Here is a 15,563-nt window from a genome sequence, read left to right on the forward strand (position 1 = left end):
TCAGACAATATCGTCGATCAGAATATGGTGTTGCCCGCGACTGCATTGCTCGATCCGCGCCTCGACCTTGTAGACCGTGCGCAGCATTGGCTCGGTGATGACTTCATGGCTGGGCCCGCTGCCATGGGCCGTGCCACCCGCGATGACCAGCACCTGATCGGCAAAACGCAGCGCCTGATTCAAGTCGTGGATGGCGATGAACACGATCACTTCGCGCCGACGCGCCAGGGCTTTCATGAAGTTCAACACCTGAACCTGCCGGTGCATGTCGAGTGCGCTGGTGGGTTCGTCCATCAGCAGGATTTCCGGTTCGCGCACCAGCGTCTGGGCGATTGACACCAACTGCTGTTGACCGCCGCTCAATTCCCCGAGGTTGCGAAACGACAGCTCGGTGATCCCGAGTGCATCGAGAATCTCGTCCACCCGTTGCAGTTCATCGTCGTGAACCGACCAGTTGGGCGTCAGTTGCTTGCGCGCCAGCAATACCGATTCGTACACCGTCAGCCGGGCGCTGGCGTTGAGGCCTTGCGGCATGTAACAGATACCCTGCGTGCCCTTTTTCGAATCCTCCAGAATCACTTCGCCAGGGCCGTCGATCAGCCCGGCCATGCGTTTGAACAACGTCGATTTTCCCGCCGCATTGGGGCCGACCACGGCCACGACCTGGCCGCCGGTAAACGTCGCGGTACTGACACCGGAAATGATCTCGCGCTGCCCGTAGCGGGCGCCGAGGTTGTCGAGCCGGATCTTCACCATGAGTTTTTCTTTCCATTGAGAATCAGAGAAATGAAGAACGGCACGCCGATCAGTGACGTGACCACGCCAATGGGGAATATCGCCCCCGGGATCAGGGTCTTGCTGACCACCGAACTGGCGGACAGGATCAGTGCACCGGTCAGCAACGAGGCCGGCAGGAAAAACCGCTGATCCTCGCCGATCAGCATCCGCGCGATGTGCGGCCCGACCAGCCCGATAAAACCGATGGTGCCGACGAACGCCACCGGAAACGATGCGAGCAGGCTGACCATGATCAGCGTCTGAAAACGCAGGCTGCGCACGTTGATGCCGAAGCTGGCAGCCTTGTCATCGCCCAGACGCAGGGCCGTCATTGCCCACGCGCGTTTGGCGAAGATCGGCAGGGTGATGAGGATCACCACGCAGATCACCCCGAGTTTTGGCCAGGTGGCTTTGGTCAGGCTGCCCATGGTCCAGAACACCACGGCCGCCACGGCTTGTTCGGTGGCGAAGAACTGCACCAGCGCCAGCAGCGCATTGAAGGTAAACACCAGTGCAATGCCGAGCAGGACGATGGTTTCGGCCGTTACGCCACGACGCATGCTCATGAAGTGAATCAGCAGCGCGGAGAGCATCGCCATGATGAACGCGTTGAGCGGCACCATGTATTGCGCCGCCAGCGGAAACAGCGCCACGCCAAAGGCCAGCCCCAGCGCCGCGCCGAAACCGGCCGCCGCAGAAATGCCGAGGGTGAATGGGCTGGCGAGCGGGTTGTTGAGGATCGTCTGCATCTGCGCACCGGCCAGCGACAGCGCTGCGCCGACAGCGACCGCCATCAGCGCCACCGGCAGGCGGATGTCCCACATCACCACCCGAACCTGGGCCGATGCGGTGTCCGGCGAGAACAACGCACCGAGCACTTCGCTGAGGCTGTAACGAGCCGGTCCGAGCGCCAGATCGAGCAGCACGCTGAATATCAGCAGCACGGACAGCCCTAGCAGGATCAGCCGTTTACGCAGCACCAGCCGCCGGTAGGTGACGCTCTGCACAATCGGTGCTTCGCCCAGCGAACTCATGGTTTGGCCTCGGTTTTTTGCAGGCTGACGAAATAGCCCGGCTCATACGGCACTGGCAGAAAGCGTTCGTGCATCTCTCGAAATGCCGCGTCCGGATCAAGATCGGCGAACAGTTCCGGATGAAACCATTTGGCCAACTGCTGGATGGCCACGAACTGGTAAGGGCTGTTGTAGAACTGATGCCAGATCGCATGAAACGCCTGAGTGTTCTGCGCCTTGATGCCGGCGTAGGCCGGGCGTTGGGTGTACCAGGCGAGTTTGCGCCGGGCTTCGGTCAGGTCCGCGCCCGGGCCGACGCCGACCCAATGGCCGCCCGGTGCAAAAGCTTCCCAGTCGGCGCTGGTGACCACGACATGGTCGGGATTGGCGACGATCACTTGCTCAGGGTTCAGTTGCCCGAACGTACTCGGAATGATCCGCCGGGCGATGTTGTTGCCGCCGGCCATATCGACGAACAGGCCGAAGTTTTCGTTGCCGAAACTCAGGCAGCAATCGTCGGTGTAGCCGCCGATGCGCTCGATGAAAACGCTGGGGCGGGCAGGGTGGCGCTTCTCGATGACGTCGGTGACACGGTGGATCTGCTGGTTACGAAAATCGATGAAGGCTTCGGCGCGCTCTTCCTTGCCGAACAACTTGCCGAACAGGCGCATGGTCGGCTCGGTGTTCTGCATGGGGTTGTTGCGAAAGTCGACATACACCACCGGGATGCCCAGGGCGTCGAGTTTCTCGATGTAGCGCGCGTCCTCTGTTGCGTGCTGTGCTTCGATGTTGAGGATGATCACGTCAGGCTTTTGCGAGATCGCCTGCTCGATGTCGAAGGTGCCGCTCTCGAAACCGCCGAAGGTCGGGATTTTCGCGATGTCGGGGAATTTGCGCAGGTAGGCGTTATAGGTGTCAGGGTCTGACTGGATCAGATCCTTGCGCCAGCCGACGATGCGTTCGATGGGGTTCTGCGTATCCAGGGCGGCTACCAGGTACAACTGGCGACCCTCGCCCAGTATGACCCGGCGGACCGGCAAGTGAACCTTGACCGTGCGGCCCTGCAAATCAGTGACGGTGCCCAAGGCTGGATCCGGCTCGGCAGCCTGCGCGCGGCTCGGCATCAATGAAGAAATCGACAATCCCAGCAGCCCCGCAAACATCAGGGCGGCGAAGGTCTGGCGGTGGCGAAAAACATTAACCATGGTGTATGCCTTTGCAAAAGCCGGATCGGACCACGACGCCAGGCGCCGCACCGGGCCGGACGTTTCAGAAATCGACAGTGGCCGAGAGCAACAGGGTACGAGGCGCGCCTTGGGAGAACGCGCCGTAGGAAGCAACGCCGGACCAGTATTCACGGTCGAACACGTTCTGCACCGTGGCCCGGAAAGTGGTCGGACGTTCGGCGATGCGCGTGGCGTAGCGGGCGCCGACGTCGAAGCGGGTCCAGGCGTCCAGTTGTTGGGTGTTGGCCTGATTGACGTACTGGCTACCGGTGTAGATCGCGCCACTGGTCAACGTCAGGCCTTCGACCTGCGGGACGTCCCATTCGGCCCAGAGGTTGGCTTGCACTTCGGGAACGCCGACCGGTTTGTTGCCACGGTTGGCGGCGACGCCGGTGCGGGTCAGTTCGCCATCGAGCAGCGTCACGCCACCGATCAGGCGCGTGCCTGTTGCAACCTCACCCGCCATGTTCAGTTCGACGCCACGGTTGCGCTGTTCACCATTGACCGAGAACACCCCGGATGCCAATTCACCACTGGGCTTTTCCAGCTGAAACAGGGCGATGGTGGACATGAAACGGCCGTAGTCGAGCTTGACCCCGACTTCCTGCTGGCGGGACACATAAGGGGAAAAGATCTCGCCGGCGTTGGCGGCGGCGGAGGGCGCGATGTCACCCTTGCTCAGGCCTTCGACGTAGTTGTAGTAGAACGAGACATGATCCCAGGGTTTGACGACGACCCCGAACAGCGGGGTGGATTTGCTTTTGTCGTAGGACGTGGTGACGAAGCCGGCTGCGTTGTAGTTATCCGACTTGATGTTCTGCTGGCGTACGCCGAGCGTGACTTGCAGGCGTTCGTCGAGCACCGACAGGGTGTCGGCAAGGGCCACGCCCGACAGTTCGCTTTCGGAAACCTTCGGAGTATCCGGTTTGGCGATCGCAGGTTTCGGGCGGTCGATCGGGTGGTAGATGTTCGACAGGATCGCCGGGCCGGAAATAATGCCCCGGGACAAATGATCGCGGTAACGGGTGACCTGCAGGGCGGCGCTGTGACTGATCGGCCCGGTGTCAAAGCGCAGTCGCGCCCCGGCATCGACGGTGTAGCGCTGGACTTCGAATTTGTAATAGCCGGGGATCGACGAGGTGTCGCCCGCTTCGTTGATGATGGTCGGGGTCTGGTCGGACATGCGCGCGACATCCGACTTTCCTCCACCCGCGTGGGCGAACACGGTCAGGTTGTCGTTGAGGTCGTACTCGCCGCCGAGCAACGCCGATTTGTCGCGGGTTTCCGACCAGCCCCATTCCTGGCTGACGCTGGTGCGCCCGTTGGCGGCGGACGGAATCTCCACGCCGGAGGCGATCAGGAAGGGGCGGGATGCGGCGTCGAAACTTTCTTTCTGGTTGATCAGATCCAGCGTGGTGCGCAGGCGTTCGCCCTGATAGTCGAGGGCAATCGCGCCGATGCCGACCTCTCGGGATTGCTTGTCGATGGCGGTATCGCCTTGCTGGACGCTGCCATTGACCCGTACGCCGAAGCGGCGTTCTTCACCGAAGCGTCGACTCACATCGAGGTGGCCGCCGAGCTGGGTATTCAAGGCGTAACTGGTGGTGAAGCGGGTCAGGTCTTCGTCCAGCGACCGCTTGGGCACCACGTTGATCACGCCGCCGACACCGCTGTTGGGCGACATGCCGTAGAGCAAAGCGCCGGGGCCTTTGACCAGTTCGATCCGTTCGGCGTATTCGGTGAACACCCGGTAGTTGGAGGCCACGCCGTACACGCCATCGAATGCCAGTTCGCCGAGATTGCCTTCGCCGACCGGAAAACCACGGATGAAGAACGAATCGACAATCCCGCCTGTCTGCCCGGTGGAGCGCACCGAAGAGTCGCGTTCCAGCAAGTCGCCGACCGTGACAGCCTGCTGGTCCTTGATCAGCGTCGACGTGTAGCTGCTGACGCTGAACGGAGCGTCCATCGCATCGCGGTTACCCAGAATGCCGAGACGTCCACCACGCGCGACCTGACCGCCCGCCAGCACCGGCGGCAAGCTGTCGGCGCGCTTGTCGATGCCTTCGATCGTGGTGTCCGACAACGTGACCCGGCGCACCACCAGCGTCCACGTCCCGTCACTGCGGGCGACCATTTCCAGACCACTGCCTTCGAGCAGTCTGGATACCGCTTCCTGCACCGAGTAGCTGCCGGACAATCCCGGGCTGACGAGGCCTTCGGTGATCGACGGCTGAAACGACAGGGCGATGCCGGCGTCCACGGCGAAGCTCGACAGGGTCACGCCCAGCGGGCCGGGTGCAATGTTGTAGGCTCGAACAGTGACCGCGTCCAGTTGCGTCGGCCCGGCTGCCTCGGCGAGCGCGCTGCTGGCCAGGCCCAGCACAACGCTGAGCAGCATACTGCGCATAACGGGCTTTAGCAGACGATCCGAAAACAAGGGTCGTGCAACGAGCATGAAGGGGTGACCCTATGGACGAGGTGGAATGGTTGTTCCTTTCATTGCCAGCCGAGATCAAAAAAAGTATCACCCGTGTGGTGATTTTTTTGCTCAGGCGGGTGAGAGCGTCACCCAGTAACCGCTCAAGTGCCCGGAGACGAGCACGGGATAGGTTTGCGCCAGCATGTTCAGCGAGCGTTGGGTATCGCTGATGGGAAAGGCCCCGGAAATGCGCAAATCGGCGATGGCTGGATCGCAACGCACAAAACCCCGGCGATAGCGCGCCAGTTCGACGACGAAATCCGCCAGCCGCATCTTGTCGGCCATCAGCATGCCCTGGGTCCATGCGCCGACGTTGCGATCGGTCGGGTTCATTGCGCCAAAGGCTTGAGATGAAAAATCGGTACGTTGCCCGGCGTTGACGATGATCGGTGCGCTCTGGGGGCTGTCGGCCAGTTCGACCTGCACGGCGCCTTCGAGCACTGCGAGTTGGGTGCGCGGCTGCCATTCACGAACGGTGAAACGCGTGCCCAGCGCCTGCATCCGGCCCTGACGGGTGCTGACCAGAAAAGGTCGAGGCTGCGCGGCGTTGTCCGGCGCGGTCTGCACCAGGATTTCGCCTTCGCGTAAATGGATCAGCCGCTGCCGGGTGTCGAACAGGACGTCGATGGCCGTGTCGGTGTTCAGGGTGATTTGCGAGCCGTCGGCCAGGGTCAATTCGCGGCGCTGGCCGACGGCGGTGTGGTAATCGGCCGACCATTGCTGCGATTGCGCCAGTTTCCAGCTGCCCCAACCGGCGGGCACCGCTGCCAGCAGCAAGGCCAGTTTGCCGAGGGCAGCGCGGCGTTCCGGGTTGCTCGGGCGATCCAGTGCCGACATCGCCAGCGACGGCGGCAGGCCGCCAAACTTGCTTTGCAGCAACTGCGCGCGGGCCCACGCCCGGTTGCGCTCGGGGCTGCTGACTTTCCAGTATTCCCATTCTGCACGCTCGGTATCGCTGAGGTCGTTTTCACTCAGGCGCATCAGCCATTCGGCGGCTTCTTCGAGGATTTTCGGATCGAGCGGCGGTTCACTGCGTCGCGTGAGCATTCATTCCACCAGCATCAGGCACTGCACGAAAGCCTGCTTCATGTAGCGCTTGACGGTGATCAGCGAGACATCCAGCTGCTCGGCAATGTCGGCGTATTTCAAGCCGCCGATCTGCGACAGCAGGAACGCACGTTTGACCAGCGGCGGCAGGGTGTCGAGCATCGCGTCGATTTCGTGCAGGGTCTCCAGCACCACGAAGCGCAACTCGGGAGAGGGCACTTCCGGCGCCGGCAAATGCGCGAGGGCATCGAGGTAGGCGCGTTCCAGTGCCTTGCGCTGATACCAGTTGATGAGGATGCCCTTCGCCACGCAACTCAGGTACGCCCGGGGCTGCTCGATGGTCGTGACCTGGGAGGCGAGGATCCGGGTGAAGGTATCCTGCGCCAGATCCGCCGCATCCATGGCGTTACCCAGTTTTTTCTTAAGCGTGTTGTACAGCCAGCCGTGATGGCCGCTGTACAGCGCTTCGATCACGCGCAGATGGTTGTCGTTGTTCGCGGGAAGGGTTTCGCTCATGGCTGCAGTGTTTTGCAATTGAGAAGTATTCCCAATGCTAGTGTACAAAGAGCCCATGACGCAAGCGCGATTCGAATCCGTTTTCAGGCGCGTGGCATTCTCATCAAGGCGTCTGCCATGGCGTCGATTTCGGCCTCGGTGTTGTAGGCGTGCAGCGATGCACGGCTGACTTCCGGCAGATCCCGTTGCTGCATGTCGAGCATCGTCGAGCGGAAGGTCGAGGTGGTGACGTTGATGCGTTTTTCCTGCCCCGCCAGCCATGCCTGGACGTGCACCGCGCTGGCGTCCTGGCAGGTGAAGGTGACGATGCCAGACTTGACCGCGCCCCGATCCTGCGGCGTAACACCCGGCACGTCAGCCAGGCGATTGCGCAGGTGTGCCGACAAATGTTGAATGCGCTGCCACATCGGTTCGATGCCCTGCGCCAGTGCGTAGCGGGCCGCCGCGCCCATGCCCAGTTTCGCGGCCACGTTGCATTCCCAGTTTTCGAAACGCCGGGCATCGCCACGAATCCTGAAGGTGTCCGGGGTCAGCAATGAAGCGGCATGCAGGTCGAGAAAGGCCGGTTCGAGGTTTTCGCACAAGGTTTTTTCGACGTAGAGAAACCCCATGCCCCGAGGTCCGCGAAGGTATTTGCGGCTGGTGGCAGCGAGCATATGACAGCCGATCTTCTGCACATCGATCGGCATCTGCCCGACGCCCTGACAGGCATCCAGCAGAAACAGAACACCGGCCGCGCGGGCGAGGGCGCCGATCTGCTCGATGGGCTGCACCGGGCCACCGTTGGTGGCGATCACCGGCAGCGACACCAGGGCAACCCGATCATCCTCAAGCATGTCCCGCAGCGCCGGCAATGACACCTGGCCCTGTTCATCGTTGGGAATGACCCTGATCTCGATACCGCGCTGCTGCTTGAGTTGCAGGTAGGGAATGTAGTTGCCGGCGTATTCGGTGGTCGATGTCAGCACCACATCACCGGGCCGCAGCGGCAATGAGTAGAAGGCCATATCCCAGGCGCGCGTGGCGTTTTCGATTACCGCGATTTCTTCGGGCCGCGCATTGATCAGTTGGCCGATGACGTTGTAGACGTCCTCTACTTCCCGGGCCTGTTGCCCGGCGGCTTCATAACCGCCGATCCGGGCTTCCAGTTGAAGATGACGGGTCATCACTTCTATGACCGGATCGGGCATCAGCGCCGCGCCTGCATTGTTGAAGTGGATCAGTTGCTCGACACCCGGTGTGTCGGCGCGCAGTTGTTCAATGTTCAAAGCAAACTCCTTGATCAGTCGCCCGGCGGGATCTGGCTCGGTTGCATGACCATGGGCCGGTAGCGCAACGCAACGATGGGAATCAGCGCGAGAATGTAGGCGAGGCAGACAAACAAATAGGTGTACTGCAAACCATAGACCTGGCTGAGCAGGCCCCCAGCCGAAATACCGGCGATGGACGCGAACTGCGCGGTGCTTTGGGCAATGCCCAGCACGTAGCCCTGGCGCGAGCTGTCGGCGGTCTTGGAGATCAGCGCCATCAGCACCGGCGTGGTGGCGCCGAGCAATACGCCCCAGATGAAGTAGGCACCGACGAACACGATCGGGTTACGCGTGACGCCCGCGAGTGCCGTCAGCGCAATACAGCCGATCACGACATAAGTGATGCGTTGCAAGGTGTCCTGCTGGGAACGGTGCTCGAAGTAACGCGACCACGCGGTTGCCGACAGAATGAAACCCAGCGCCAGCAAGCCATAACACAGCCCGACCACCGAGTTGCTGACCTCGAACACCGAGCTGACGTACAGCGAGAACGATGTCTGCGGCAGCATCCGCGCCAGCAGCAAAATGCCCATCACGCCCAGCAGCGACAGCAAGGGCGTGCCTTGCCAGACGCTGGTGCTATTGCTGGTCGGAGCCGCTTTGTCGGCGACCGGTGCCTTCTTCACCGGCGGCACGTCCGGCAACGTGACGGCCGCGACAACGGTGCAGATCGCGCACAACACCGCAGCGATCATGTTGATCCAAAAGAACGTCGCGTAATCGAGGATCAGTCCGCCAACCACCGCGCCAAGCAGCGAGCCGACGTTGGTGGAAATCTGCAGGATCGCGAAAAGCCGCGCCCGCCGCGAAGGCGCCTCGATACTCACGCCATACGCCTGGGCCGGGGCGATGTAGCCGGCGAAGGCGCCTTGCAGGAAGCGCAGGATCAGGATCACCCAGATGTCACTGCACAGGGCCAGTCCAAGCTGGGTCAACGACAGGCCGGCGAGGGCGCGGATCATCATCAACTTGTGGCCGTAGCGGTCGCCGATACGGCCCCAGAATGCGCTGGTCAGAATAATGCCCAGCATCGGCCCGACGTAGACGGCGATGCTGGCGAAACTGAATAGCGAGTCTGACGAGGTCAGCCCGCGCAGGTGGACAGGCCAGAACGGCCCGCTCATTTCCATCGCGCCCATCGAAATGAGCTGGATCGCGAACAGAAGATAAATCAGGACTCTTACGCGCGAACCCGCGATGGCACCTGCTTGGGTCATGAGTCAGCCTCGGTTATTGAACGACATTGAGCGGGTTGGTCAGCGTGTGCTGAATCCGGTAATTGGAGTACTGCATCATGTGCATGCGCAACAACGAACGGGTCGGCCACGGATCATTGAGGAAGGCCTTGCGTTCGACTTCCCACAGATCCGGCGCGACACGCTCGCGCACCGCCGCGAACGCCTGCTCGGTCTCCTCACGCAGAATGTCCCACATCCGGTTGTTGTCCAGCGCGTACTCCTTGGTCAGCCACAGGGCCATTTCATGCAGGTGCGTGAGGAACGCCGCGTCGAGCACGAACATGCGCACCGGCTCGATATCGCCGTCGAACACCGTTGGCAGAATGCCCGGCTGCACGTGCGGTTGCAGGGTGTAGCCGCGTCCTTCCAGCAATGGAGCGTAGGTCCTGCCGTCGCCGAAATCGCGGATCAGCAGACTACGTGCTTTGCCATCCGGGGAAAACAGCACCATCGTGTTCTGCTGATGCGCCTCAAGTCCGATCCCGTACATCAGGTAGATCGCCACCACCGGGTGGGTGACCATTTTGGCGTACTGGCGGAACCAGTCTTCGACCTGCGTGGCATTGGCCCGAACGCCATCGCGCTCGATCAGCTCGGTGAACAACGGGCGACCGCTGCCCGGCAAGCGAGTGAACAGAGAAGCCACGGTGATCGGCAGACACTCATCGCTGCGCTCGAACGCTTGCTGACTGGCGCGGAACACCACCGACAGATGCCGGCCGGGGTGGTCGTCCTGAGTGATCGCGTTCTTGTAGCGCACGCCGATTTCTTCCGGGAAGATTTCCAGGCGCTGCCCGAAACCGTTTTCGACCTCGAGGATTTTGGTGATGACGGTGCTGATGCGCGGCCCCATGTGAATCGACTTGGCTTGCAGGCTGCGCAGTTCGCTGGTCATCCACACGGCAATCGGCAACTTGATCAGCGGCGCGCTCTCCTTGAGCACCGGCATCATCGTGCGGTACGACATGGTCGGCAGGGTCTGGATGTCCGGGCCGTCGGTAATGAGGATGCCTTCTGCGATTTCCGCCGCGAAATTCTTCAGCACGTAAGCCTGCAAATGCCACGCGTGAATCGGCAGCGGCAGCCACTGGGATTCGTCGAGACCCTTTTCGTTCAGCGACGCTTTCCATTGCTCCCATTGCGTCGGGAAATTGCTGGCAAACCAGCTGTGGTAATCGGTGACGTGGGGCATGCTTTCGCTTTTCGCCATGTCGGCCCGCAGCGCGGCAATGCGCAACGGCACCTGGGCGTTGAACTCCGGCGAAAGTTGCTCGACTTCCTCATCGCTGAGGCCCGGGCGGGCTTTCCACGTCGGATAGTAGGGATGACCTTCCAGCGAGCCCCACTGGTCGAGAAGGATCGCGGCGTCCTTGGTGCTGGCGTGCTGACGCAGGTAATCGGTCAGGCTGTCGAGGCCCTGTTCCCGGGCGGCGGCGGCCAGTCGTGCGTTCCATTGCTGGCGATGTTGGCGGGCGTGGGCGTCGTTCATCAGGCTGTTTTCCATGTCCGACTTGAGCCCGGCGATGCCTTCATCGGTCGGCTCGAAATCGAAGCTGTCGCGCAGCACATCCAGCAGATCCTGATGGGTGTGGATCACCTGCCGTACGTCTTCATCGGTCATCAGGATCACGTCGCCGTCATTGACCACGGTGTCCGCCGGGCCTTTGGCGATGTTGGAAAAGAACACTTGGGAATGACCATCTTTTAGCGCGTACGTGGCCTCATTGCCAGCGGCGGAGAAGCGCAGGCCCGAGCGATCCAGAATGTTTTCGGCAAACAGGCAACGGATCATCCGTCGCAGGGCGTTCTTGCGGGAGTAGGCGATGAGTGTCTTGAAGTCATCCATATCAGCTATCTGCTCGTCGAGTAATTAATGAAAAGTTGAACCCGCTCACGCCGTGCGCGGCCAATGGCGGGGGAAGTAGTCGAGCGCCGAGTCGCGCAGGCCCTGCATGTAGGAAACGCTCCATTGCAGGACTTCTTCGATGTAGGGGACTTTCAGTTCGAAGCGCCGGGCCATTTCCACCAGCAGCACCAGGCCGTAGGCAACGTCTTCGTTGAAGGCGCGGCTTTCGCGTTCGATCACGTAGCCGGCGCGGTTGTCGTCGGCCGGAATCATCGGGGCGAGGATGTCGTTGTAGGCCTGGTTGGTGCGCAGGATCGACAGCATGCTGCTCTGATCGCGGATCTGCTCGCCGTAGGCTTCGACGATTTCCTGCTTGAGGGATTTGACCGACGACAGATCGATGCCCATGCGCTGGCTGATCACGCTGCACAGTTCCTGGCTTTCCTGATCCATACGCTCAAGGAAATAAGCACCCAGCTCGGGGCATTCGGTCCACCAGCACATGCGCTGCGGGAAGATCTTGCGGTGCCACTGGCCATACGGGCCGATCAAGCCGTAGATCACCGAGCTGTGCATGATCGGGTTGCCCGGTGTCAGGGTGATTTCCAGATAGTGGTCGAGCATCGTCACGCAGGGGCCGTACAGCGTGGTGAGGATTTGTTCCAGGTGTTGCCGTGATTGCGCTGATTCCCGGTCGTGCATCGCCACATACAACTGGCTCTTGCCGCCGCCCATCTTCACCGACACGCCCGGCTTCAGATCGAACGCGGTGTGCGGCACATCCTTCATGCCCCAGATCACCACGTTCGAGCGTTCGCCCAGCGAAGCTTCGGCCAGCCAGTCGAAGCCGCAGAAACCCGGAATCGCGCCGACGTACACCGGTTTGCTCGAACTCAAATGCGGCGCGATGGCTTGCAGGGTTTGCGGTCGTGCGTGGGCCGGTACGGTGATGATCACGATGTCGGCGTCAGCAACCACGACGCTGGCATCGGTGCTGACCTGATCCGGTCGCGCGCTCAGTGTCGAGCCGTCCGGCATCAGCGCCTGCATCGGCAGGTTGGCGAGGTGCCGGTCGACCACCTCTTGATTGTTGGTAAGCATCGAAACCTGAACATTGGGCAGCTGCTTAAACAGAATGGCATTCAGATGCCCGGTCCGGCCTGCGCCGCAGATGGCGACTTTCAGCGGTTTCATACAGAGACTTTCCTGTGTGGGAGGCGCGTCAGGCGACGCTCAATTGCAGAGGAGTGGCGTCGGATTCCAGCCAGCGGGTCTTGCCCAGCCAGCGATCCAGTTGCGGTGCGACGCCCGGGTCCAACAGGTCTCGTTCTTCCAACCAGTTGTCGTCGAACACGGTGTGCAGGTATTTCTCGCCACCGTCGGCAATCGGCACTACGACGTTGCCGGTCAGCGTGCCTTTGTGGATCAGCTCCAGCGCCTTGAAGATCGCACCGCCGGTCGAGCCGCCGACCAGCAGCGCCAGGTTGCGTGCGATGTAGCGGGCGGTTTCGAAGGCCTGGGAATCGGTGACCTGCAAGCCCAGGTCGATGCAGCTGTAGTCGAGCACCAGGCCGACGGTGTCGCCGGCCGGGGTGCCGGTTCCCGACTGGTAGTACGGATAGCCGGGATGGCCAAAGACAATGGAACCGGCCGGTTCGACGGCGACGGTGACGATGTCCGGGTTGTGCAATTTCAGGCCGCGGGCGATGCCGGTCATCGAACCGCCGGTGCCGACACAACCGACATAGGCGCCGATGTGGCCACCCGCTTGTGCGATGGTTTCGCGGACGAAGTCGCTATAGCCGCCGGCGTTGGCCGCGTTGTCGGACTGGTTCATGAACACCGCGCCGGGGATCTGCGAGGCCAGTTCGGCGGCCAGCCGTTGACGCTCGACCACGGCCACTTCGTCTTCCCGGTAAGTGCCGGCGACAAAGCGGATCTCGGCGCCCAGTGCCTTCATCACCGCGATCTTGTCCTGCGCTGCGTGATGATCGACCACGGCAATAAAATGCAAGTCAAACTCCACGGCTGCCATGGCCAGGCCGATGCCGGTATTGCCGGAGGACGATTCCACGACCACGCCACCGGGTTTCAACTTTCCGGACTTGAGCGCCGCCAATACCATGTTTCGCGCCATACGGTCTTTAATACTGCCGCCGGGATTGTTCTTCTCTATCTTGAGCAACAGTCGGGCGTTGGTATCCGGAACATCAATGCCCAACATTGGTGTATTGCCAATAAGATCCGAAACTTTATTCAGTATCATCTGGACGTCTTCCCTTAATAGTCAGGTGTGAATGCGTAGTTACCTTCCGTACAACATGTCGCCATCAGCCGCCGTGGCAACGGGTGGCGATGAAATTCGTTTTCCAGCAAGTCCATCTGATAGCCGGCGGTGTTGGCGTAGATCAATAAATCGCCGGTTTGTGGTGTTTTTTCAAAGTTGATCAATCGATGAGTAATGACATCGTCATCCAGACAACTATGTCCGGCGATGTAGGCTTGCATAGGAACTTGCCTTGAATCTTTCGAAGTGATCAGGATTGGATCGACGAGGTATTCAGACGAGAACCATGTTTCGCACGCACTGAAACTGCTGCCTTCGGCAAAGATCACAATTTTGTTGTCGGCCAGTTGTTTGGTACGGGTTACGCGAAAGACGCTGATCGCTGCTTGGTCCACCAGACTTCGACCGGGCTCCAGTGCCAGTTTTATATTCTGACTCTTCAAGTAACCGGCAATGGTTTTTCCCGGGGAATGCTCCGACTCCAGGAATAAGTCCAGCCACTGGCAAGCCGTCAGACTGCTGCCGTAAGGATAAAAAGAGTTGGGTACTCGACGGTTCTGATAATGACCAGGGTTGTTGTCGCTCTGCAAAAAATTGTCGTACTCCTGCGGGTCGACATAACGCATAGGCAGGCCACCACCGATGTCGATCATGAACGGGTCGAGACCCATTTCCCTGGCGGCATCGAAAAAACCGGTCACTTCACGGAAGGCCTGTACCCGAGTTTCGTAGCCGTAGCCGCCGAGGTGGAAATGGAAACCTTCGAAGTGCAACGACTCACGAGATTCCGCCAGCCATTGCAGGCACTGAAACAGGTCATCGGCGCCCATTCCGAAGCGGCTCGCCGGGCAACTTGTCGGCCTGTAACGCAGCAGAACTCGGGCTTTGGCCGGTGCCGGCGTAGCGTCGAGCAGCGCTTTTAGCTGGCTGAACTCTTCCTGTGAGTCCACACAAATCAGCGACCCGCCTTGCAACAGCGCTTGATGAAACGCGGTCGTTTTGGCCGGCCCTGTTGCGCACAAATGTTGCGCTTTGGTCCCTGCGCGCAGTGCAGCTTGCAGCTCAAACAGGCTCGATACGTCAGTGCCGATGCCTGAAGATGCAGCCGCAGCCAGCAGGCATTGGGACTTGTTGGCTTTGGCGCCGTAGAAAATCGCGTAGTCAACGCTGTGCTTCTTCAGCACCGATTGCAGCGCCTGGACGTTGGCCTCAAAGGCATGTGGCCACACCAGATTCAGCGGCGATCCGTGTTGTTTAACAAGTTCAACAAGTTTTCCCGGTGAATGTAGAAGAAAGTTTTCGATAACAGGGTCAAGTAACGGTTTCAGCACTTTTGGGTATTGGGCTTCAGTTGTTTCTGTTATTCGCGGCGCAATTAATTCAGGCATAGAAAACCTCTGGCGTAAATAATCGCCATATGTATGTTGCGTGTTCTTGCTGCTCGTCAGGTGCGAGTGTTTAAAGAGGTGGAGGCGGATGAACGATCCGCTCTGGAATTAAACAAGGGGCATGTTCTTTCATAAAATTTTCACAAATCTGTTTCATGAGAACCCCACTCCTTAAGGTTCAGGCAGGCAAGGAGAAGGCCAATAAGAGATGACCTTGTCGCTTTTAAAGTGCCATTACCTGACATGTAAATGACATCATTGCGCCGAACTTTCCGTGAACAAAATCGCAGGTCTTGATTTGAGTCTCGACCCTGTCAGCGGCTCGAACAATATTGCGAACAGGAACGATTATCAAGTAAGGTTTTCAAATATTTTTGAATGAACACACACAACAGGGGAGTGCGAAGCCGTTTGTTCGCCTGCTCAAGTAAGC

12 protein-coding genes are annotated in these 15,563 nt (G+C 60.3%); all 12 read right to left on the reverse strand.

What is annotated here, in order from left to right; all coding sequences use genetic code 11:
* The gene (locus tag IHQ43_RS12550) at positions 1-756 is read right to left on the reverse strand and encodes an ABC transporter ATP-binding protein (protein WP_192564608.1); all 756 of its coding nucleotides are present in this window, start codon (positions 754-756) and stop codon (positions 1-3) included.
* A complete protein-coding gene (locus IHQ43_RS12555; RefSeq protein ID WP_192564609.1) occupies positions 750-1,811 on the reverse strand; it encodes a FecCD family ABC transporter permease in 1,062 nt (353 codons plus the stop codon). The genes IHQ43_RS12550 and IHQ43_RS12555 overlap by 7 nt, the downstream gene beginning before the upstream one ends.
* Complete coding sequence (locus IHQ43_RS12560; RefSeq protein WP_192564610.1) at positions 1,808-2,995, reverse strand: ABC transporter substrate-binding protein; 1,188 nt, start codon at positions 2,993-2,995, stop codon at positions 1,808-1,810. The genes IHQ43_RS12555 and IHQ43_RS12560 overlap by 4 nt, the downstream gene beginning before the upstream one ends.
* Before the next feature lie 64 nt (positions 2,996-3,059).
* A complete protein-coding gene (locus IHQ43_RS12565; protein WP_192564611.1) occupies positions 3,060-5,474 on the reverse strand; it encodes a TonB-dependent receptor in 2,415 nt (804 codons plus the stop codon).
* 93 nt (positions 5,475-5,567) lie between these two features.
* Positions 5,568-6,545 carry a FecR domain-containing protein gene (locus IHQ43_RS12570; RefSeq protein WP_192564612.1) on the reverse strand — a complete coding sequence of 326 codons (978 nt, stop codon included), beginning with the start codon at positions 6,543-6,545 and terminating at the stop codon, positions 5,568-5,570.
* Positions 6,546-7,061, reverse strand: a complete 516-nt coding sequence (locus IHQ43_RS12575; protein ID WP_096820691.1) for a sigma-70 family RNA polymerase sigma factor — start codon at positions 7,059-7,061, stop codon at positions 6,546-6,548. It abuts the gene before it with no gap.
* An 83-nt stretch (positions 7,062-7,144) separates the two neighbouring features.
* Complete coding sequence (locus IHQ43_RS12580) at positions 7,145-8,329, reverse strand: aminotransferase class V-fold PLP-dependent enzyme (RefSeq protein ID WP_192564613.1); 1,185 nt, start codon at positions 8,327-8,329, stop codon at positions 7,145-7,147.
* Positions 8,330-8,343: 14 nt separating this feature from the next.
* Entirely contained in the window at positions 8,344-9,588 is a 1,245-nt protein-coding gene (locus IHQ43_RS12585) for an MFS transporter (RefSeq protein ID WP_192564614.1), read from the reverse strand.
* A 13-nt stretch (positions 9,589-9,601) separates the two neighbouring features.
* Positions 9,602-11,455: an IucA/IucC family protein gene (locus IHQ43_RS12590; RefSeq protein WP_192564615.1), complete on the reverse strand. Its 1,854-nt coding sequence runs from the start codon at positions 11,453-11,455 to the stop codon at positions 9,602-9,604.
* Between the two features lie 45 nt (positions 11,456-11,500).
* On the reverse strand, positions 11,501-12,649 hold the full coding sequence (locus IHQ43_RS12595) for an NAD/NADP-dependent octopine/nopaline dehydrogenase family protein (protein WP_192564616.1): 1,149 nt from the start codon (positions 12,647-12,649) through the stop codon (positions 11,501-11,503).
* A gap of 28 nt (positions 12,650-12,677) precedes the next feature.
* Positions 12,678-13,721 (reverse strand): PLP-dependent cysteine synthase family protein, encoded by a 1,044-nt coding sequence (locus IHQ43_RS12600; protein ID WP_096820696.1) that lies wholly within the window; start codon positions 13,719-13,721, stop codon positions 12,678-12,680.
* Between the two features lie 14 nt (positions 13,722-13,735).
* Complete coding sequence (locus IHQ43_RS12605; RefSeq protein WP_192564617.1) at positions 13,736-15,130, reverse strand: Y4yA family PLP-dependent enzyme; 1,395 nt, start codon at positions 15,128-15,130, stop codon at positions 13,736-13,738.
* Positions 15,131-15,563: the final 433 nt, after the last annotated feature.

This window comes from Pseudomonas gozinkensis (assembly GCF_014863585.1).
In the GTDB taxonomy this organism is placed as follows: Bacteria; Pseudomonadota; Gammaproteobacteria; order Pseudomonadales; family Pseudomonadaceae; genus Aquipseudomonas; species Aquipseudomonas gozinkensis.